At 64.7% G+C, this 20,477-nt stretch carries 17 protein-coding genes; 13 read left to right on the plus strand and 4 right to left on the minus strand.

The annotated features are described in order from the left end of the window. Positions 1–75 precede the first annotated feature (75 nt). The 7 genes from NFR41_RS01760 (at position 76) to dxr (ending at position 7,947) form a co-directional block, all read left to right on the plus strand. The gene (locus NFR41_RS01760; RefSeq protein ID WP_251230467.1) at positions 76–999 is read left to right on the plus strand and encodes a biotin--[acetyl-CoA-carboxylase] ligase; all 924 of its coding nucleotides are present in this window, start codon (positions 76–78) and stop codon (positions 997–999) included. Between the two features lie 152 nt (positions 1,000–1,151). Then, complete coding sequence (locus NFR41_RS01765) at positions 1,152–2,516, plus strand: PFL family protein (protein ID WP_251230468.1); 1,365 nt, start codon at positions 1,152–1,154, stop codon at positions 2,514–2,516. Between the two features lie 141 nt (positions 2,517–2,657). Continuing rightward, entirely contained in the window at positions 2,658–3,383 is a 726-nt protein-coding gene (gene pyrH / locus NFR41_RS01770) for a UMP kinase (RefSeq protein ID WP_160213038.1), read from the plus strand. 145 nt (positions 3,384–3,528) lie between these two features. Further along, the gene (frr, locus tag NFR41_RS01775) at positions 3,529–4,086 is read left to right on the plus strand and encodes a ribosome recycling factor (protein ID WP_160213039.1); all 558 of its coding nucleotides are present in this window, start codon (positions 3,529–3,531) and stop codon (positions 4,084–4,086) included. Positions 4,087–4,311: 225 nt separating this feature from the next. Beyond that, positions 4,312–5,100 carry an undecaprenyl pyrophosphate synthase gene (gene uppS / locus NFR41_RS01780; RefSeq protein WP_251230469.1) on the plus strand — a complete coding sequence of 263 codons (789 nt, stop codon included), beginning with the start codon at positions 4,312–4,314 and terminating at the stop codon, positions 5,098–5,100. A gap of 188 nt (positions 5,101–5,288) precedes the next feature. After that, the gene (locus NFR41_RS01785) at positions 5,289–6,152 is read left to right on the plus strand and encodes a phosphatidate cytidylyltransferase (RefSeq protein WP_251230527.1); all 864 of its coding nucleotides are present in this window, start codon (positions 5,289–5,291) and stop codon (positions 6,150–6,152) included. A 514-nt stretch (positions 6,153–6,666) separates the two neighbouring features. Next, on the plus strand, positions 6,667–7,947 hold the full coding sequence (gene dxr, locus NFR41_RS01790) for a 1-deoxy-D-xylulose-5-phosphate reductoisomerase (RefSeq protein ID WP_251230470.1): 1,281 nt from the start codon (positions 6,667–6,669) through the stop codon (positions 7,945–7,947). A 114-nt stretch (positions 7,948–8,061) separates the two neighbouring features. On the opposite strand, the gene NFR41_RS01795 is transcribed toward dxr, so the two are convergent. Beyond that, positions 8,062–9,075, minus strand: coding sequence for a hypothetical protein (locus tag NFR41_RS01795; protein WP_251230471.1), 1,014 nt, complete (start codon positions 9,073–9,075; stop codon positions 8,062–8,064). An 81-nt stretch (positions 9,076–9,156) separates the two neighbouring features. Further along, the gene (locus NFR41_RS01800; RefSeq protein WP_251230472.1) at positions 9,157–9,774 is read right to left on the minus strand and encodes an iron-sulfur cluster assembly scaffold protein; all 618 of its coding nucleotides are present in this window, start codon (positions 9,772–9,774) and stop codon (positions 9,157–9,159) included. A 288-nt stretch (positions 9,775–10,062) separates the two neighbouring features. Here NFR41_RS01800 and NFR41_RS01805 point away from each other — a divergent pair, with 288 nt between their 5' ends. Next, positions 10,063–11,901, plus strand: coding sequence for a helix-turn-helix transcriptional regulator (locus NFR41_RS01805; protein WP_251230473.1), 1,839 nt, complete (start codon positions 10,063–10,065; stop codon positions 11,899–11,901). 168 nt (positions 11,902–12,069) lie between these two features. Beyond that, the gene (locus NFR41_RS01810; protein WP_251230474.1) at positions 12,070–13,245 is read left to right on the plus strand and encodes a MerR family transcriptional regulator; all 1,176 of its coding nucleotides are present in this window, start codon (positions 12,070–12,072) and stop codon (positions 13,243–13,245) included. Positions 13,246–13,249: 4 nt separating this feature from the next. On the opposite strand, the gene NFR41_RS01815 is transcribed toward NFR41_RS01810, so the two are convergent. Next, entirely contained in the window at positions 13,250–13,459 is a 210-nt protein-coding gene (locus NFR41_RS01815) for a helix-turn-helix domain-containing protein (RefSeq protein ID WP_349665464.1), read from the minus strand. Positions 13,460–13,716: 257 nt separating this feature from the next. Here NFR41_RS01815 and NFR41_RS01820 point away from each other — a divergent pair, with 257 nt between their 5' ends. Continuing rightward, the gene (locus NFR41_RS01820; protein ID WP_251230475.1) at positions 13,717–14,295 is read left to right on the plus strand and encodes a DUF6591 domain-containing protein; all 579 of its coding nucleotides are present in this window, start codon (positions 13,717–13,719) and stop codon (positions 14,293–14,295) included. Positions 14,296–14,378: 83 nt separating this feature from the next. Here the strand turns inward: NFR41_RS01820 and NFR41_RS01825 are convergent, their stop codons facing one another. Next, positions 14,379–16,535, minus strand: a complete 2,157-nt coding sequence (locus tag NFR41_RS01825; protein WP_251230476.1) for an aldehyde ferredoxin oxidoreductase — start codon at positions 16,533–16,535, stop codon at positions 14,379–14,381. A gap of 302 nt (positions 16,536–16,837) precedes the next feature. Here NFR41_RS01825 and NFR41_RS01830 point away from each other — a divergent pair, with 302 nt between their 5' ends. The 3 genes from NFR41_RS01830 to NFR41_RS01840 are packed head-to-tail and all read left to right on the plus strand — an operon-like array spanning position 16,838 to position 20,475. Beyond that, the gene (locus tag NFR41_RS01830; protein WP_251230477.1) at positions 16,838–17,713 is read left to right on the plus strand and encodes a 4Fe-4S binding protein; all 876 of its coding nucleotides are present in this window, start codon (positions 16,838–16,840) and stop codon (positions 17,711–17,713) included. Between the two features lie 48 nt (positions 17,714–17,761). Beyond that, on the plus strand, positions 17,762–19,936 hold the full coding sequence (locus NFR41_RS01835) for a molybdopterin-containing oxidoreductase family protein (RefSeq protein WP_251230478.1): 2,175 nt from the start codon (positions 17,762–17,764) through the stop codon (positions 19,934–19,936). Further along, positions 19,936–20,475 carry a 4Fe-4S dicluster domain-containing protein gene (locus NFR41_RS01840; RefSeq protein WP_251230528.1) on the plus strand — a complete coding sequence of 180 codons (540 nt, stop codon included), beginning with the start codon at positions 19,936–19,938 and terminating at the stop codon, positions 20,473–20,475. The genes NFR41_RS01835 and NFR41_RS01840 overlap by 1 nt, the downstream gene beginning before the upstream one ends. The last annotated feature ends 2 nt before the right edge of the window (positions 20,476–20,477 follow it).

The following is a 20,477-nucleotide window of genomic DNA, read 5'->3' on the forward strand; positions in this document are numbered from 1 at the left end:
AAGGTTGCCGCTTGCCTGGGGGAGGGGAAGAGACGGCTTATGGCTGGAACCACAACAAAGGACAGGTTGCTGCAGATGCTCGAAGAGCAGCAAGGGTCTTTTGTTTCTGGCGAACTGTTGGCCAATCAGCTGTCCATCAGCCGTAACGCGGTATGGAAGGCCGCCCAGGCGCTGCGCAACCAGGGTTACGATATCCGCGCCGTCACCAACCGTGGCTACCAGCTGGTGCGCAGCGGGTCGACGGTTTCAGCCGAAGACGTGGCGCGTCGGCTGCCGCGGAACCTGCCGCTAGATGTGCTTGTGATTCCGCGGGTCAAATCCACTAACTCCGAGGCCCATCGGCTGGCCCAGGGCGGCGCGGCGGAGGGCACGGTGGTCATTGCCGGCGAGCAGACGGCCGGGCGCGGGCGCCACGGGCGCTCGTTCTTCTCGCCTTCGGGCACGGGCCTGTACTTAAGTGTGGTGTTGCGGCCGGCCCTTGAGGCTGATCAGGCCCAAGCGCTTACCACCATGGGCGCGGTCGCGTGCGCGGCGGCCATCGAGGAGCTGACCGGCCGGGAGGCTTCGATCAAGTGGGTCAACGACGTGTTCTGCGACGGCCGCAAGGTGGGCGGCATCCTCACCGAGGCCTCCATGGACATCGAATCGGGCCGGTTCGACTACGTGGTGCTGGGCGTAGGCGTGAACGTTTGCAGGCCGCGGGACGGCTTTCCTGCCGAGCTGGAAGCTGTCGCCGGGTTCGTGAGCGGCGAGGACATCCGTGCGGAGCTGGCCGCCGCGTTTCTGAGGACCTTCTGGAAGCTGTACCGCCAGCTGCCGGCTTGTGCCCACTATCAGGAGTATCGGAAGCGATGCTTCGTGCTGGGCCAGTCGGTGGTGGTGTCACGCGAAGGTCGGCGCATCCGTGGGCGCGCAATTGACATCACGCCGGCGTTCGAGCTGGTGGTGGGCCTGCCAGACGGCGCTCAGGTGGCCTACCGCTACGGCGAGGTGGTGTAGCGGCCGTACGGGCCTGCGGTGCCCGGTCAGCCGTCGTTTCGCGGGATGCGGGCCGACGATGCGGGGCCGTAGCCGGTGCTGGTGATGCGGCGGGGCGGGGCCTGTGCTACACTGAAGGTCTTTTCCTGCCGAATCGCCGAAGGAGCGCTCCCATGCAGATCACCCCTGCCGAAATCGCCGAGACCCTGGCCATGGTGGGCCAGCAGCATCTGGACATCCGCACCATCACGCTGGGCCTCTCGTTGCGTTCCTGCACCGACGCCGACATTAACGTCATGGCGCGCAAGGTATACGACCGCATGACCCGCGCCGCCGAGCACCTGGTGCCCACGGCCGAGCAGCTGGAGCGCGAGTTCGGTATTCCCATCGTGAACAAGCGCATCTCCGTAACGCCCGTGGCCGAGATCTGCGCTGCTACCAGCGCCGTTGACTTCACGCCCATCGCGGCGGCCATGGACCGTGCGGGCAAGGAGGTGGGCGTCGACTTCGTGGGCGGCTTCTCCGCGCTGGTGCACAAGGGCGCTTCTTCGGCTGACCTGCGGCTGATGGAATCCATCCCCCATGCGCTGTCGGTGACGGACAACGTGTGCTCGTCGGTGAACGTGGGCTCCACCCGCGCCGGCGTCAACATGGACGCGGTGCTGAAGATGGCCGGTATCGTGAAGGCCACGGCCGAAGCCACCGCCGACCGTCAGTGCATCGGCGCCGGCAAGCTGGTGGTGTTCTGCAACGCCGTGGAGGACAACCCGTTCATGGCTGGCGCCTTCCACGGGGCCGGCGAGGCCGACGAGGTGGTGAACGTGGGCGTGTCGGGCCCGGGCGTGGTGCGCGCGGTGCTGGCGGACCTGCCTGCGGACGCCGACCTGACCACGGTTGCCGAGGCGATCAAGGCCACGGCGTTCAAGATTACCCGCGCCGGCGAGCTCATGGCGCGCGAGGCCAGTCGCCGCCTGGGGGTGGCCCAGGGCATTCTGGACCTTTCGCTGGCGCCCACCCCGGCCGAGCACGATTCCGTGGCCGAGATCCTGGAGTGCATCGGTGTTGGGCAGTGCGGCGGCCCGGGCACCACGGCGGCCTTGGCCATGCTCAACGACGCGGTGAAGAAGGGCGGCGTCATGGCGTCCTCTTCCGTGGGCGGGCTTTCCGGCGCGTTCATCCCCGTGTCCGAGGACGCCGGCATGATCCGCGCGGCCGAGGACGGTGCGCTTTCCATCGAGAAGCTTGAGGCCATGACCTGCGTGTGCTCCGTGGGGCTTGACATGATCGCCATCCCGGGCGACACCACGGTGGAGACCATCTGCGGCATCATCGCCGACGAGTGCGCCATCGGCATGATCAACAACAAGACCACCGCCGTGCGCGTCATCCCCGCTATCGGCAAGACCGTGGGCGACCGCCTGGACTTCGGCGGCCTTCTGGGATACGCCCCGGTCATGCCCGTGAACGCCTATGCTGGCACCACCTTCGCCCACCGAGGCGGCCGCATCCCCGCGCCGCTGAACTCGTTGAAGAACTAGGGCGCCGCTACTGGCTTTGGCGCCCTTGCCGCCTCTATCCGTGGTGCGTTTACAGGTTTAGCGCTGTGCGCCTATTCGGGCGCCCCTTTTCCGTTATCATGGGACTGTTTATGCAAACCCAGCCGTTGAGAGGACGGTCCCATGGCAGAGGATGCAGAGGGCTATAGGTACAAGCGCGTGCTGCTGAAGCTTTCCGGCGAGGCGCTGGCCGGCGATTTGGGCTACGGAATCGACCCGAAAGTGGTGGATGACCTGGCCGAGCAGATTGCCGAAATCGTCAAGGACGGCGTGCAGATGGCCGTTGTGGTGGGCGGCGGCAACATCTTCCGCGGCTTGGCCGGTTCTGCCGAGGGCATGGATCGCGCCCAGGCCGACTACATCGGCATGCTGGCCACCGTCATGAACGCTCTGGCGCTTCAAGACTCCTTCGAGCGCCACGGCATCTTCTCCCGCGTGCAGAGCGCCATCAACATGCAGGAGGTGTCCGAGCCCTACATCCGCCGTCGCGCCATCCGCCACATGGAGAAGGGTCGCGTGGTCATCCTGGCCGCCGGCACGGGCAACCCCTACTTCACCACCGACACCACCGCCGCTCTGCGCGCCTGCGAGCTGGACGTGGACGTGCTCATGAAGGCTACCAAGGTGGACGGCGTCTACGACAGCGACCCGAAGACCAACCCCGACGCCCAGCGTTTCGACCGCGTGTCCTACATGGACGTGCTTGCCAAGGGCCTGCACGTGATGGACTCCACGGCCACGTCGCTGTGCATGGACAACGGCGTGCCCATGATCGTGTTCGACCTGACCGTTCCTGGCAACATCGCCCGGGCCCTGCGCGGCGAGGACGTGGGCACGGTCATCGACTAGCTGGCTTTGCCCTGCCGAAGGGGCTTGCGGCGTCGGCGGCGGATGTCCGTGGAAGACGGGCGCTCCGGTTCGCAGCGGCCTTTCGGGCGGGGAACTGTTTGGAAACCAGGCGCTTCGGCGCTGACAAGGGAAAGAAGGCTCAACTATGATCGAAGATGTGATGCTGACCGCCGAGGAGCGCATGGACAAGGCCCTGAGCTCGCTGCACGAGGCGTTCGCGAAGGTGCGCACCGGCCGTGCGAACGCGATGATCTTGGATCGCATCAAGGTGGACTACTACGGCGTGCCCACCCCGGTGAACCAGATGGCGGGTGTGAAGACTCCCGACGCGCATCTGCTGGTCATCGAGCCGTGGGACAAGGGCACCCTGGGCGCCATCGAGCACGCCATCCTGCAGTCCGACCTGGGGGTGACCCCCTCCAACGACGGAAGCTGCATTCGCCTGCCGTTTCCGTCGCTGACCGAGGAGCGCCGCCGCGAGCTGGTGAAGCAGTGCAAGACCTACGCCGAAGAGGCCCGCGTGGCCGTGCGCAACGCCCGCCGCGACGCCAACGCCGCCATCGAGAAGAGCGTGAAGAACGACAACCTTCCCGAGGACGAGCAGCGCCGCGCTGAGGCCGAGGTGCAGAAGATGACCGACAAGTACATCGCGTCGGTGGACGAGGCGTTCAAGAAGAAGGAAGCCGAGGTCATGGAGATCTAGGCTGCGCTGCTCTGCCGAACGGCGCAGCGGGCTGCTGCTGCGAAGACGCCGGGCACCTCACCTGGTCTTTCAATTCCTTCCGTCGCGTATCCAAGTACGCTCGGTCGGATTGCAAGCCAATCTGAGGCGCCGGGCGCCTTCTCGCTAGCTTTGTTGCCTAATGCTTTTAGGCGGTTCCTGCGGCGCTTCGGATCGTTGTACGGAAGTGCGGGAGGGTGGTTCTAGGTGAACAGAGAGCTGGATTACATATTCCCGAATCCGCCCGAAGGATTGGATCCGGCGCGGCTTGATGTCGAGCGCATCCCCCAGTCCATCGCCGTCATCATGGACGGCAACGGTCGCTGGGCCAAGAAACGGGCGCTCAATCGGCTGCGTGGCCACAAAGCGGGCATCGAGGCCGTGCGCGAGACTATCCGATGCGCCTCCGACCTAGGAGTTCGCTACCTCACCATTTACTCGTTCTCCACGGAGAACTGGAAGCGCCCCGAAGACGAGGTGGTGGGGCTCATGGACCTGTTCGCCAAGACCATGCTGGCCGAGGTGGACGGACTGCACGAGGAGAATGTGCGCGTCACCACCATCGGCGACCTGTCCATTCTACCGGCGGAGACCCGGGACGCCTTCGAGGAGGCCTGGGCGAAGACGCGCAACAACACCGGCATGACGCTGGTGGTGGCCGTGAACTACGGTGCCCGGCAGGAGATCATGCAGGCGGTGCAGGGGTGCGTGGCCCATGCGGTTCTGGAAGAGGCCGAAGGGCGCGACCCGTTCGAGACGCTTTCCGAGGAGCTGTTCGAGCGGGGGCTCTACACCGCGGGCATGCCCGACCCCGACCTGCTCATCCGCACGTCGGGCGAGATGCGCATCTCGAACTTCCTGCTGTGGCAGATCGCCTATTCCGAGTTCGTGTGCTCGCCGGTGCTCTGGCCCGACTTCGACCGCTACGAGTTTCTGCGCTGCCTGTTGGAGTACCAGGGGCGCGACCGTCGCTTCGGGGGAGTGGTGACGTCGTGAGCGCAAAGGACGAGTGCACAGAGCCGCGTCTGGCATCGGGCGCGGGGCCGGCAGGCGACCTGTCGGCCGACGTTCACTCCCAGGCTGGTTTCAAGGAGGACGCAACCGAAGAGTTCAAGGCCACCATCGAGGATGATGCGTGTGCCGACCTCTGGCGCGGGCGCACCGACCCCACTCGCCGCGAGCGCATCAAGGACTACGCGCTGGACAAAACCCCCAAGAAGCTGCGCAATCCTTCGGCGCTGCAAGTACGCTTCCGCACCGGTTTCATCTATGTGACTGTTTCTGTATTATGCCTGGTCATCAGCGGATGGACTACCTTGGCGTTGTTGGCGGCCACGGCGGGTATCTGCGCTGGCGAGTTCTACTACATGCTGCGGTCGGACGCGAAGCTGCCCAACGAGATGCTGGGCATCATAGGCGCTGTGCTCTACCCAGTGTGCGTGTTTTTCTTCGGCGTGGTGGGCGTGGTGTACGCCTGCCTGGCCACGTTGATTGCGCTTTTGGTGTGGTACGTGTTCTGGCAGCGGGCACGCGTGCCCGACGTGGGCGTGAGCTTCTTCGGCGCCGCCTATTGCGGGTTGCTGCTGTGCGGCGTGCTGGTGATCCGCGGGTCGCTGGCCTCGCCCTGGGGCGGCGTGCTGGTGCTGCTGCTGTTCCTGAGCGTGTGGGCCAATGATTCCTTCGCGTACCTGGTGGGCAGCAAGTTCGGCAAGCACAAGCTGGCGCCTCGCACATCGCCGAAGAAGAGCTGGGAGGGATTCTTCGCGGGGCTGGTGGGCTCGGCGGTGTTCTGGGCGCTCATGTCCTTCGTGCCCGGGGTGACCATGCCCATCCCCCTGGCCGTGGTGTTCGGGGTGATCAGCGGCATCATGGGCGTGCTGGGCGATCTGGCGGAAAGTCGCATCAAGCGCAACTCGGGCGTGAAGGATTCCGGCACGCTGATGCCCGGTCACGGAGGTCTGCTCGATCGGTGCGACTCGCTGTTCTTGGTGTCGGCAACCGCAGCCGTGCTGCTGATTTCCGGCGGCTGCATTCCGTTCGCCGCATAGCGCGACGTTGCGGGGCTGTGGCGGCGGTGAGATGCGTTGGCGCCCGGGGGCGCTGCCGCGGCCGCTGGTGGCATGCGGGTGGACGCCGGTGAACGCGGGTGGACGCCGGTGACTGCGCTTTCTGCGGCGGAAGACGGTTGCGGGGCCGACGAGGCGTGTTGACATCCGGGAGCGCTGGTGGTTGCGGGCTCGCCGCGGCTTTCTGCGGCGGGCAGTGATTGCGGCCCCCTGTCGACTTTGGGATGTAACCGATGACGTTTATGGCAAAAAAGACTGTAACCGACGACGGTTATGTACGATTTCGTGTAACGAAAGACGTTTATGGCAGATTTCGATTGCCATAAACGTCATCGGTTGCAACGGAGGCGGTGGGAATCGCTTCCTGCGTGATGTATGTTGCGTTGTTTTGCGTGGAAAGCGGCGTCGCGTTGCAGAAGCGCGCGGAAGCGTGCGGACGAGTTTCGTGGTTGAGGCAGGCGCTTTCGGGCGGGCGAGCGTTGATGGAAGGTGGGTCATGAGGCGAATCGTGGTGCTGGGGTCGACGGGCTCCATTGGAACGCAGACGCTAGATGTGGTGCGCAGGCATCCGGACAAGCTGCAGGTGGTGGGGCTGGCGGCCGGCGGCGGTCGTCTTGACCTGCTGGCCGAGCAGGTGCGCGAGTTCGGCGTGGCGCAAGTGGCCGTGGGAAGCGAGGGCGCGGCCGAAACGCCGGCGGTGGCGAAACTGGTCGAGGCGGTGGAGTCGGTGCGGCCCCGAGAGCGGTTCGCCAGTCTGGCCGAGGCGTTCCAGTCCCGCGGCGGCAAGAGGGTAGGATTCGGGCCCGACGCCGTGGTTGACCTGGTACAGCTTCCCGATGTGGACGTGGTGGTGAACGCCCTGGTGGGTGCCGCGGGCCTGCGGGCCAGCTACGAGACGCTGCGCTGCGGCAAGGTGCTGGCGCTGGCGAACAAGGAGTCGCTGGTGGTGGGGGGCGACCTCATCATGCCGCTGGCGGCCCAGGTGGACGCGGCGCGCACGGCGGCGGGCTTGGCTCCGGCCACGGGTCCGGCTGGTGCGCTCATGCCCATCGATTCGGAGCACGGCGCCATCTACCAGTGCCTGCTGGGCGAGAACCCCCGCGAGGTCACGCGGCTGTGGGTGACGGCGTCGGGCGGGCCCTTCCGCGGGCGCACCCGCCAGCAGCTGCAATCCATCACGCCGGCCCAGGCCCTGGCCCATCCCACGTGGAACATGGGGGCGAAGATCTCCATCGACTCGTCCACCCTCATGAACAAGGGCCTGGAGGTGATAGAGGCGCATCATCTGTTCGCCATGCCCTACGATCGGATCTCGGTGGTGGTGCAGCCCCAAAGTGCCATCCATTCCATGGTGGAGTACGCCGACGGTTCGGTGAAGGCGCATCTGGGCACCACCGACATGCGCATCCCCATCCAGTTCGCGCTGTCCTATCCCGACCGCTGGGACGCCCCGGTGGAGCCGCTTGACTTCACGAAGCTGGGCAACCTGGAGTTCGCGCCCCCCGACGAGGAGACGTTCCGCTGCCTGGCGCTGGCTCGCACGGCCGGAAGCGCGGGCGGCACGTTGCCGGCGGTCATGAACGCAGCCAACGAAGTGGCCGTGGCGGCGTTCCTGGCGGAAGAGGGCAGCTACCTTGGCATTGCCGAGTGCGTGGAAGCTGCCATGGACGCCCACGTGGCAGGCGGCGGTGGCGGCTTGCAGCCGGTGGAGAGCATCGAGCAACTGCTAGAAGTAGACGCTTGGGCCCGAGAAGAGGCCAAGCGCCACGTGCGATAGGGCCACGCTCATCCAGCCGTTGCGCGCCGGCGCAGCAGCCGGGCAGGTGGGAAGACGAGCGCGGCGCGAAAACAAGCGCGAGAGACGGCCTCCCGCGAGCTTGCCCGCAGGCGCTTACACGTTGAAGGCGCGCTCCACTGCGTCGTATTGGGCCAGGCTTCGGGCTCGGGCTGGGCTGAGGTAGTCGGTGGAGTAGAAGTACACGGCGCCGTTGGTGGCTTCGATGCGTCGCACGTCGTTGGCTCGGTCCTGGTCGCAGGCGGCGCGCCAGGCGGCCTCCACCGCTTCGGCACCCATGCAAAAGGGCGGGTTCGCCAGGTTCGTGCGGGCCAGGGGGCGCGGATAGATGCGGGATTCGTCACGCACGCACTCCAGGAAGGCGGCCACAGGGTCGTCTTCGGCGGCCAGGAAGGCCCAGCGGGCGTAGGCGTCGGTCATGGCGGCCTCGTCGTAAAGATAGTAGCTGTGCGCGCCCATGAGCAGGCGGATGCCGCGGCAGTCGTCGAAGTCGTTGCAAGCGGAGTCCGGCGACTGCATCGGGGCCGGTTCGCCGTTCTGCCCCTCAACGGCTTCCAGGGGGATTGGCGCTGCGTCTGCTGTTTCGCCGGCAGCGTCCTTGCTGCCCACGGCTTTGCGATGTTTGAATCCCGAAAGCCCCACAGGCCGTCCGGGCGAGGACGAGAAGGCGGATGCGGCGTGGGGGTTTCGTCGAACCGCGCTTTCGGGGGAAGCATCCGGGCGGTCGCTTGCGTTGGCGGTGGCCTTCGCGCGCGCCTTGCAGCGGTCACCGAGGGATTCGTCCAGGTCACAGGTTTCCTTATAGGCCATCAAGCGATCGTAGACGGCCATTTCCACATCCTCCGGGTCCAGGGAGTCGGGCACCAGACCCGCGTCGGCCCAATCGCCGGGGCTGGCCAGCTTGCTTGCTCGTGATTGCGAGCGTACGAAGGCCAAGGCGCGTTCCACGGCGTCGCTCAGTGCTTGCTCGGGGGTCTGCTCGGGCGTTTCTTCATCCGCTGTCAGCGGAAAGCCTTCCGCGGATGGCAGCAGCTCGGAAATGTCCTGACCCGACTCCTGGGCCTTCAGCAGCGCCACCACGGCGTCGCGAATCTCGTCTTCCTCGCTCATAGCTTTGTCTCCTTCGGTCCTTCGTGCCGATCGCTGCTTGCACGTGCCGCCCTCGCGCGGTGCCGCAGCTGTGTCGTTCGGCTATGCGCAGGCCGCTTCCGGCTCGTCTTCCCACGAGCTCACAAGCAAATCGGTGCGGATGTCGCGCAGGGAGCAGTGCTCGCACATGAGGCACGCCACGCCGTAGGAATCGCACGGCACCGCCGCGTCGAGCTTCGGCAGGCCAGCGCCTTCGCGCACCAGGAAGTCGCCGACCAGGGCGCGAACGGCCTCCACGGCGAAGGTGAGCGTGTTGGCCTTGCCTGCAGGCACGCCGCCTACGGCTTCGCGAACCTCGTCGGTGGTGAGGGCGAGCGCCTCTGCCAGCGTGCGGCCCTCGATCATGGAGCACGTCGCACTGGCGCAGGCAGTCATGGCAAGGCAGCCGCGAGTCTTGAAGCCGGCCGCCTCGATGACGCGCGTTCCCGAATTCACGCGCGCGAACAGCCGGAAGGCCACCTCGCCGCGCTTTGATTTCCCTACCATGGACTGCACGTTGCATCCTTCGGGGCGACCGCCGTTGCGGTAGTCGGCCACGATGGCCAGCAGCTTCTCGGAATATCCCGCCACGCCGTCGTCCACTTCGGTCTGGTACACGTCGGCCGTGCGCAGTAGCACGCGCTGCGGCGGCTCGTGGTAGATGTCCCTGCCTTCTCCCATGATCGACCACCCTTTCGGACCAGGACGCCAGCCTTCGTGCGCCCGCCTGCTCTTTTCTCGTTGCCCGTACGCTATCATGACCCATCTTGTCCGATTACCCTGTTTCAGGCGACCTTGGGAAACGATTCCGTAACCAAGGCGGAAGACAATGGAGGGGTATTTTCGCGCGGGGGCATAAAAAGGGCTATCATGGATGCCGGAGCGCGGGCGAGTCGGTGCCGAAAAGGTTGGCGTGCGGCTCGAGAGGTGGCCGCCGCAGTGCGCGGGGTGAGGAGAAGGAGGAGCCTCATGCATGCTGTTGCCAGCGGAATCATGAGCCGCCTGCGGGTGTTCTGGCCGATGCTTGCAGGCATCATATGTGCCAGGACCGCGCTGATTGTCGCCTGTTACGGCAGCTACTCGTCTACCGACAACGGAGTGTTCACCGACGGTGCCATGCTGGTGGTGTGCGGGTTGTTCCTAGCAGCGCTGCTGGTGCTCTGGCGCACGAAGCGCACGCTTCCTGATAACGTGGTTCAAGTGGGATTCGCCGTGAGTGTGGCTGTGGCCGCCGGCTGCTCCATCGCCTTGTCGCTTGTCGACAGCACGGACGAGGCCGTGATGGGTGAGGAGTTCGCGCTCAGCGTTGTTTCCACGCTGGCGCTGTCTCTGTGCATGTTCTACTGGCTTCGCAGCCTGCGCGGTGCCGACGAGGTGACGGCGGCGCTGTTCGTGTTCTGCGCCTTCGCTGTGAGCGTTGCGGTGGTGTACGCGCTTTCCTTCGCGCCCACCCGGGCTCAGAACATTGTGGGGGCTGTGCTCATTGTGGCCCAGCTGGTGCTGGTAGGGCCTGCTGCTGCGCGCCGCGGCGAACTTGCGGGGCGGGCTCACAGGCGGGCGCGTACGTTCTTCACCTTCGCCCGGAGCCATATGCAGGACATGCGCTTTTTGGTGGCGTGCACGGTAGGCATGGGTGCGCTGAGCTTCGTGGACGGGTTCTTGCGCGGATACCCTGACGGGCTGCCCATCGCATTCACCCCACCGACGCGCGCCGCCTACACTCTGGGGGCCATTGCGGTGTGCGCGGCGCTGATGGTGCTGCTGGTGCGCCGTCGCGAGCGGGTGATGACCGTGGTGGTCTTCGTGGTCATGGAGGCGCTGGCGGCGCTGTCCTTAGTGCTCTTCGGTGCGTTTCCCCTGCACTGGGAGGTGGGTGCGGCGTCGGTGAGCACGCTCAACATCGTGATCTGCGCGTACTGCTGGTATGTGATCGTGGCGTTCACCAGTTTCGGCGACCGCGATCCGTACCTGTACGCCATGGGCGGCTGGGTCGTGTGCTTCGGTATGCGCTCCGCGGCTCGGATGTTGCTCTTGTTCGTGTACCCGCTGACAGGCAACGACCTGCTCATCAACTCGCTGCTGGGAGCACTCATTCTGGTGTCCGCGCAAGTGGTCCTGGTTCAGTTTCTGTTGGCCGAGCAGCGTGAATGGGCCGACGAAGTGGACTATTGCGAAGCTCGCAATGCCGAGGCTCTGGCCCAAGCAGCCAAGGACGTGGCCGCGCGGGACGAGGAGTTGGCACAAGCTCGCCAGGACTTGATCGAAAGCATTCGCCAGGCCGCAGAGCAGCGCAGCGCCGACCAACAGCAAGCGTTGGAGGCGCTGCTCATCGCACGGGCGCAGCGCTGCGTAAAGTGCACCGAGGGCTGCTCGCCCCAGGTTGCACGCGGCGGTGCATCGGAAGCGGGCGTCGTGCTAGACGGCACTGCATCGGCAGACGGACGAATCGCCATCTCTGGCAGCGGCAACGAGATTGGCGAATTCGGTCGGCGCGACGAGGTCGGTCGAGTCGGCATCGATTCCGGCATCGGTCGCCGCGACCGCGATAGCGGCCGCGCGGGCGGCATTGTATCGGTGCTCAGCGACTCGATGCGCTGCAGCGTGCGTCAGATGGGCGAGCAGTTCCTGTTGTCCGATCGCGAGATCGACGTACTCACGCTCTACGCGCTCGGCCACACCCAGAAGAAAGTGGCCGACGAGCTGTACATAACGCCCGCCACGGCCCACACCCACATCAAGCGTATCTACGCGAAGTGCGGCATGCACTCCCGTCAGGAAATCCTGGAGTACCTGGAGTCCTATGCCTAAGTAGCAGGCGTTCAGTGCTGCAGTTGCTCTTGCCTAAGGTGGCGGATAAGTTTTGCGCTTTCGGTTGACCCTGAGGCTGCCTCAGGGTCTACACTGGGGTTTGGGTGCACGGCGGCAGCGTGCGTTCTCGGGAAACACCAAACGGGCTACGGGGTCGAAGGGCGAGCGATGGTTGCGAAGAAACGACCGGCGAAGACGATTATCCGCCGCGATAGGCTGCTAACGGTCGGTGAGGTGGAAAAGCTCACCGGCGTTACGCGCGCCATGTTGCGCGACTATGACGAGAAAGGGCTGTTGTGTCCGCGACGAAGCGGGGAGGATGCGGCGAACAATCGCAAGCTCTACTCGCTCGAGGATATAGAGCGCCTGAAAAGGATCGTTGCGCTGCGGGCTTACGAGTTCTCGTTGCGAGAGATACGGGATCTGCTGGACAAGGAAGAAGCCGACTTCTTTGCGGCTCTGAATCGGAAACTTGTCGACTTGCGTCGGCGTGAGCAGCATCTTCGCAGCTTGGTCCTGTTCGCGAAATACGTGCGCATCGTTGGCGGGGAGCTTTTCGAGGGCTTGGTGACCGGCCCGGAAGCCTTGGACCTGTATGCCGACAAGGCCAGGACCACCGCGCTGTACACCCAAACCATTAATCGCATACGACGGTATGGGAAGGAGGAGAAAGCGCATCTTTTCGCCGAGCTTAGCCGCATCGTTGAAGCCATGGTGCTTCCCGAAGGCAGCACGGACTTCGATGCTCTTGAAGGCCCAATCGAGCGGTTCGTTATGTGGTGGGATACCTATGTCGAGCCCGTTGAAGATGCTGGTTACCTGGGATTTTGGGCTGTACTGGAAGATGACACTGTACTCGTGTCGGAAATACAGCGCGTGGGCGGTGAATTCGCTTCCGGTAGTCTGCAAATGTACCTGTTCTTCTACTGGATGAAGCGTTTCGCGATCGAGGAGCGTGAGCTCGTCGAAACCGTCGCTGCCTATGCCGAAACGGATGTGATAGCGGCGCTAGCGCAAGCGGACAAGCTGGTGAGGCGTGTAGCTCGCAGGATGGGCGTCCACCTTCCAGATGACGTAAATGCGGCCCCTTGGAAGCGGGATGACGCCTACGAGCTTGCCTATTCGGTGCTCGGCTACGTGAAAGGTATTTTGGAGGACGAAGAAATGACCCTCTATTTGGACAAAGCGGGTGCCGTGAAGCTGAGAGGTTGCGATGTGGCGCGGGCCAGAGAGGTGGTCAACCTAAGGCTTGGTGAGGATAAGCCGGCCTGCGAGAGATGCTATGTCGGGGAAATAACGGAAGAGCTCGACTATATGCACAAGGATTCCAGCCCGTTTCGATGACGGATTAGAAGCCGATAAGGCTGCGAACCTTCACGTCCAAGGCATCCGCGATACGCGAGAGGTCGTCGATTCCCACGCCAACGCGGCCGGTTTCGATACGCCAGATGTGCGACTTGCTGCTGCCCACCATGAGCGCGAGCCGGTCTTGGGAAAGCCCCTGGCTCTCCCGACGAGCGCGGATGGCGGATCCGAGGGCTTTTCTTTTCTGCTCCATATCCATGCTGGAATCCTATGTGCTATCATTCTTGAAATGACTTCAAATATGAAGTCATTTCAAGAAACGAGGGGTTGGGGAGCGAAGAATTGGGCTTATTTCCGCAGTGAAGCACGACGGGCCATCCGACGTCTTTACATGGAGGTTTCCCTGCGGTGCGGTAAATAAAGTGGAGACTGGGTCGGTGGCCAACTGCTCTCATTGCAGTCGACTATCGAGCCTGTATTGAAACCAATAAAGAAAAGGAGAAGATTGCTATGAACCTGTTGACTATTCGCTTTGCCAAAAAGGGCTTGCTGGTATTGGCGGTTCTCTGCTTGTGCGTCGGAATGCTCATGTCGGGGTGTTCCTCGGCGAAGGAGAAATCGACCGCTTCGACCAAGGACGTTGAGGCCGTTGCCGTAGAAAAGGTCGCTGGTAGCGACGAAAAGGAGAAGGCGGACAAGGATGAGCTCGCTTCGGATACTTCTTCGGAAGCGCCATCCGAAGAAGCGCCTGGAGCCAATCCAGAATCCGAGGTCGCGTCCGAGCCCGAAGCAGAGGCGGGTCCCCAAGAGGAAATGGTTGACGGGATGAGGGCTAGTTTCAAGGAAGCCATGGATGGCTACGAGGCGTTCTTCGATGAGTACGTGCAGTTCATGACGGAATACTCCAACTCGGATGACACCACCGCAATGCTCACCGATTATCTTAGCTTTATGGAGCGGTACAACGAGGCCATGGAGAAGATGAGCGCCATGGGCGAAGAGGAAATGAACGACGCCGAGATGCTTTACTACATCGACGTTCAGACACGCGTAAACAACAAACTGCTGGGGGCTGCTGCGGATATGTAGGGCTCTGGCCGCGAGGGCAACGCAAACAGCCCGCGCTGTCGCAAGCGACGGCGCGGGCTGTTTGAAGGAGGGGGCTTAAGGGGCTACGCGTCGGGTAGCAGGCCCAGGGCGGCCAGGTCTTCCTTCACGTCAGGCATGTCGTAGTAGTCCAGGCACTCGGCCGTGGGGCAGCCCAGTTCGGGATCCCAGCCGAAGCACTCGTAGACCATAGTGAGCCCGGTCTGGATGTCGTCCTTGTCCATCTTGTCGGTGCCTTCGGTGAACACGGGGATGTCGGGGTCCTTGGTGAAGGGCCACTCGGTGTACACGTCGTGGATGTTGCGGAAGTCGTTGGTGCCCATGGCGCCAGCCTCGTCGGTCATGCCGCGGGCGGTGTTGGCGCGCTGTAGGGTCATGATCTTCGCGCCGGCCTTGTACAGCTCCTCGGTGGTGTACTCCTGGCCGGTCACGGCGGCCATGAACTTCGCCTCCAGGTCCAAGTCGCCGCGGTAGTCGCGCTCCTTGGTGGGGCTCATGGTCATGGGCCACACCCAGTTGCACAGCGTCAGCGAGTCATGCAGCACGTCGGTGACCACCGACCACCACACGAAGTTCGCCTTGTATTCGTTCATGGGGGTGTAGTCCTTGTTCGGGTCGATGGCGTCCCCGCTGCCGAACACCTCGGCGCCTATGGCCTTCTTCAGCTCGATGGGCAGGCCGCAGCCCTGCAGGTTCACGGCGGAATGGATCATGTCGTCGCGGTTGAACAGAGTGTTGTACAGCATGCCCACCTGGCCGAAGCACTCCTGCGAGTGGTGTACCGGCCAGCCGCGGGGGCTGATCATGCACGAGGCGACGGTGTCGTTCCATTCCATGTCGTCCCATCGCTCGGTCCACACGTAGGTGCCATGGCCCACGTAGGCCAGTTCGGAGTCGTTCTGGGCGATCATGGTCAGCAGCTTCGGCATGCCGGAGGGGTCGTTGTTGATGAACATGTCCCAGTCGATGGCCGCGTACTCCTCGGGCGGCAGCACGCGCTCGAAGACGCCGGTAGCGTAGCAGTGGGCGATGTCGCGGTAGAGCTGGGCGTAGTTGCACCACAGTCCCAGGTCGTCCACGGTTGAGCCTATGACCTGGTTCCAAACGAGCGACTCCTCGGTCTCGTCCTTCACGGTGGTGTTGTCGCCCAGGATGCCGATCATGTACTTGTAGGGGAAGTTCGGCACGCAGGTGTTGCCGGTGGTCTCATAGCCGCCGTTGGCAGCCGAGGCGCCCACGCGCATGTCGGAGTAGCAGTGGATGGGGCAGCCGTGGCAGCCGTTCATCTTGATGGTGTACTGCTCGGCGGCCGGCCCGTCGTCCTTGGTGGACTTCATGCAGCGGTAGCCAACGGTGTTGATCTCGCCGGGCTTGGGCTCGCCGGTGTTGATGGGGCCGCCTTCTGCCAGCGCCCAGTACAGGCCGTCGCGGGCGGTCCAGCGCGAGCCCTTGTCGTAGTACTCGGCCCATTCCTGCTGGGTGGAGGGCACCACGTGGTTGTTGTTCGACCCCACGATCTCGCGCAGCATGTAGTCGGACAGGTCGGCCACGGCCTGCGGGTCGGCCACGTAGATGGGATTGGTGCCGCGCACTACCAGGGCCTTTACCTTCTTCGAGCCCATGACTGCGCCCAGGCCCGCGCCAGCGGAATGGTTGCGCGAGTTGATGAGGCAGGCGTAGGGCAGCAGGTTCTCGCCGGCCGGTCCGATGGTGGCCACGCAGAAGTCGGTGCCCTCGCGGCGGGAGAGCGCCTCGGTGGTGGCGCGGGTGCCCAGACCCCACACCTTGTCGGCGGGCTTGATCTGCACGTCATCGTCGTCGATCTTCAGGTACACCGGCTCATCGGAGGCGCCTTCCAGAACGATCGCGTCGTAGCCGGCCTTCTTGATGCCGGCGCCCAGCATGCCGCCGCAGTGGGCGTCCACGATCTGGTGGTCCTTGGTGTAGGTGGAAAGCGAGCAGATGGTGGTGCGCCCGGCCAGGGGCACGCCCGAGGCGGTCAGCGGGCCTACGGCGAAGACCACCTTGTTCTCGGGGGCGAACGGGTCGGTGCCCGGCGCCACTTCGTCGTACATGATCTTGTTTGCCAGGCCCATGCCGCCCAGGTAGTCCTTGTAGGGCTCGGTGGGCTCGGTAGTGATGGTGCCGTTGGTGAGGTTGACGCGGAGGATGCGTCCGGTCCAACCGTAGGACTTCGTCGGGTCCAGTTTCGTGTCTGCCATGATGAGGCTCCAAATCTCTTCGTGTGCTCTCCGTTGCGCGGAACCGCGAGGCGATCTGGAGTAATCGTTGGCGCACAGTATAGAAGTCCAGGCGGAAGACGCTGTACCCGAAAGGAGGGGACATTTTTCCACTGAACGGCAACGGCGGGGCTACCGCGGCTCAATCGACGGAAAACCGAACCGATTCCCCCTGAAAAAGGGTACACGGAACCATCATCGATGAGTTAGATTGCAATCGTTGCGCGGTGACCGGCGATCTTGAGTTCTCTTCTCGAAATCACCTATGCGAGGGGGAGTTCACGATGACTGACACCCAAAAGAACGAATCGGCAGGTGCGCAGACGCCTGCGACGCCCGACACCAACCCGCCTGCTGCCCAGGCGGCACCCGCTCCCGAGGCTGCGGCTAACGCTGCCGCCGAAGCGGCTGCGACTGCGGCTGCCGAACCCGCGGCCGCCCATGCAACCGCAGCGGTCGCCGAGGACGCACCTACCTCCGAGGCCTCGGCCAAGAAACCTGCCTTCACCCGTCGCTCTGTCCTTGCCATGGCCGGATGCGGCGTTGCCGGCCTGGTGGTCGGCGGCGTGCTGGCTTCCTGGGGCGTGACCAGCCAGGCCATCGCCTCGGGCCGGATCGATTTGCGCACCACGCCCACCAAGATGATCGTTACCGACCGGGCCCGCTGTTCCGGTTGCCAGCGCTGCGAGATGAGCTGCACGCTGAAGAACGACGGCCTTACCCAGCAATCCATCTCCCGCGTTCACGTGTGGGAGAACTACAACTTCGGCTACGGCGTGGGAACCGGCGGCGGCATCTTCGACGACTGCCAGTTCACCGTGCAGGGCTGCCTGCAGTGCGCCGACCCCCAGTGCGCCAAGTACTGCCCGGTGCACGCCATCTACGCCGACCCGGAAACCGGCGCCCGCGTGGTGGACGACGAAACCTGCATCGGCTGCGGCATGTGCGTGGCGGCGTGCCCTTGGAACATGCCGCGCATCAACGCGCAAACGGGAACCTCTACGAAATGCATCTCCTGCGGCCGTTGCGCCGAGCAGTGCCCCAACGGCGCCATCAAGTTTATCGACTGGGAGGACATCGCCCAGAAGGTGCTCGACGGCGGCGTTGTATCCACGGCCACGCTGGTGCCCGGTGCCACCCTCGTCGAAGGCCTTTCCTAAGCGCTTCGGCGTTTGGGAGAGCACCTTCTTTCAGAGAGGATGAGAGCAATGCTAACGAAGGCAATTACCAGGCGCGGATTCGTTGCCGCCAGTGCCGCCACGGCTGCCCTTGCAGCGTCGGGCGCGACGCTTTCCGGCTGCGCATCCGGGTCTGAGGACTCGAGGGCCTATGCGGCCCAGGTGGTGAACACCCAGTGCAGCGCCTGCCCCAAGCAGTGCGGCTACGCAGCCTACGTCGTGAACGACGCCATCGACAAGGTGGTGGGCACCGGGGCGAACCCCTACGCCGCCGGCACACTGTGCGCCCGCGGCTACGGGTCGGCCACGGCTTCCTACGGCGAAGGGCGCCTGACCACGCCCCTGCATCTGAACGCCGCCGGCTTCTACGACGAGGTTTCCTGGGACGAGGCCATAGCCGGAATCGCCGAGGGGCTTGCGGGCATTGTGGCCCAGAACGGCCCCCAGGCCATCGCGGCCATTACGAACGGCACCTCCACGGCCGACTGGTACGTCACGCGACTGCTGGCGGCGCTGGGAAGTTCCAACAGCTACGTGAACGCGCTGGCTTCCAACATATCCGTGGCGTCGGGGCTGGCGCTCGCCACCGGCTATAGCGCCTACGAGCCCGACTATGCGAACGCTTCTGTGGTGGTTATCCTGGGCGCGAGCACGGTGGACGCTCCCGATCCGGGCACCGTGGCCGCCCTCGAGCAGGCTCGCGAGGCCGGCGCCCAGGTGGTCATGGTTGACAGCCGCATGAGCCAGGCCGCAAGCTTGGCTACCCGCTACATCGGCGTGAACGCCGGCACCGAGATGGCCCTTGTGCTGGCGTTGGCCCACGAGCTGCTGGGCAACGAAGCGCTGGCGACGGCGGCGGTTCAGACCATGGCCGACCTTGACGTTTGGCAGGCGGCCATAGCTTCCTGCACGCCCCAGTGGGCGTCGGAAATCACCGGCGTGCCGGCCGATACCGTCGTGGGGCTGGCCCAAGATTTGGCCCAGGCGGCTCCGGCGGCCTGCATCGACCTTTCGTGGATGGCGCTGTTCGGCGGCTCGTACGCCAACACCGGCGAGCTTGCCCGGGCCGTGGCGCTTGTGAACACGGTGCTGGGCTGCTGGAACGTCCCCGGCGGCGCGTACCTGGCGCGTCCAATCGACTGGAGCGGCAGCGCGTTTTCGCCGTTGGCTGTGGCGGCCCCCGACATCACCGCCGAGCAGGCGCCGCTGGCCGCAGGCGGTTCGGCGGCCACGCTTCTGCGCCTTGCCCACGAAGGACAGGTACAGGGGCTTGTGCTGGTGGATGCGAACGTGGTGGCGGAATACCCCGACCCGGACTACGTGACCGAGGCGCTAAAGGCTTGTGCGTTGAGCGTGGCCATCACTCCGTGGATGACCGAGACGGCGGGGAAGTGCACCTACGTGCTGCCCGAGAAACTGTGGGCTGAAAGTGCCCAGCTTCCCACGGTTGCCGGGGCGAAGGCGCCCATGCTGGTGGTGTCCGGCCAGGTCATCGAACCGGCGGTTGATGGTGCCCGGTCGGTGGCCGAGATAGCGACCGCCCTGGCATCAGCCTTGGGCGTAGGCGCTGCCTTCCCCGCGACGGTGGACGAGGCGGCCGAAGCGCTGTGCGAAGCCGTGGGCGTTGGCTATGACGGCGCCTTGCAGGTAGGAAGCTGCGCTTTGGGCGAGGCTGCTTTCGGCGGCGAGGAGCCGGCGGGCGTTGTTGCATGGCCGACTGCGTCGGGCAAGGTGGAGTGCGCAAGCGTCGCCGCCGACGCTGCGGGCGTGAGCGCGGTGCCCGTGTGGGTGGCGCCCGATGCCACCATTCCCGATGCGGACACGTTCCGGCTGACTACGGGAAACCAGGCCGTGCTGTTCGCCGAGGAGCTTACCGGGCTGGCCCCCTTGCAGGCAATCGCTGCAGAGTACGGGCTTGACGGCGTGTGGATCAATGCCGGCAAGGCCCGCGAGGCCGGCATCCAGGACGGCGATAAAGTGGTGGTGGCCAACGATCGCTACGCCGCGCCGGCGGTTGCCCACGTGACGCAGCTCATCGAGCCGCAGGCGGCCTACATGGCGTGCCATTACGGCGCGGTGGACAATGCGGGGCAAGCGGGCCTGGGCGTGTGCCAGGCGAAGTTCGCGCCCTTCGCGCTAGAGGTTGGCTACGGTGCGCCCCTTCTGCAGGAGAGCCTGGTCACGATAACGAAGGCAGGTGCATGATGACACGCTACGGAATGTTGATCGACACGACCAAGTGCATCGGCTGCTACAGCTGCCGCACGGCGTGCCAACGCCAGAACGACCTTCTGCCCGACGAGGGCTTCATCCGCTACGAGCGGCGCGAGACCGGAACCTACCCGGCGGTGAGCGTGGAGTCGGTGCCGCTGCAGTGCATGCACTGCGAGGACGCCCCGTGTGCGAGCGTCTGCCCCACGGGGGCTGCCCACATGGGCGCCGACGGCATCGTTGAAGTGGACCAGGGCCGCTGCATCGGCTGCCTGTACTGCATGTCTGCGTGCCCGTACCAGGTGCGCGTGCGCAATTCGCAGACCGGCGCCGTCGACAAGTGCCGCTTCTGCGCCGTGCAGACCCAGCAGGGCGTTACCAGCTGCACCTGCGTGGACGCCTGTCCCACCCACGCGCGCATCTTCGGCGACCTGGATGACCCGAACTCCGAGCTGTCCCAGGCCATCGTCGAGCGCGGCGCCCACCCAATCGCCGGCGACCTGACCCGCGCCAAGATCTATTACGTGAGGTGATC

It is taken from the genome of Adlercreutzia aquisgranensis (genome assembly GCF_943193145.1).
Classification (GTDB): domain Bacteria; phylum Actinomycetota; class Coriobacteriia; order Coriobacteriales; family Eggerthellaceae; genus Xiamenia; species Xiamenia aquisgranensis.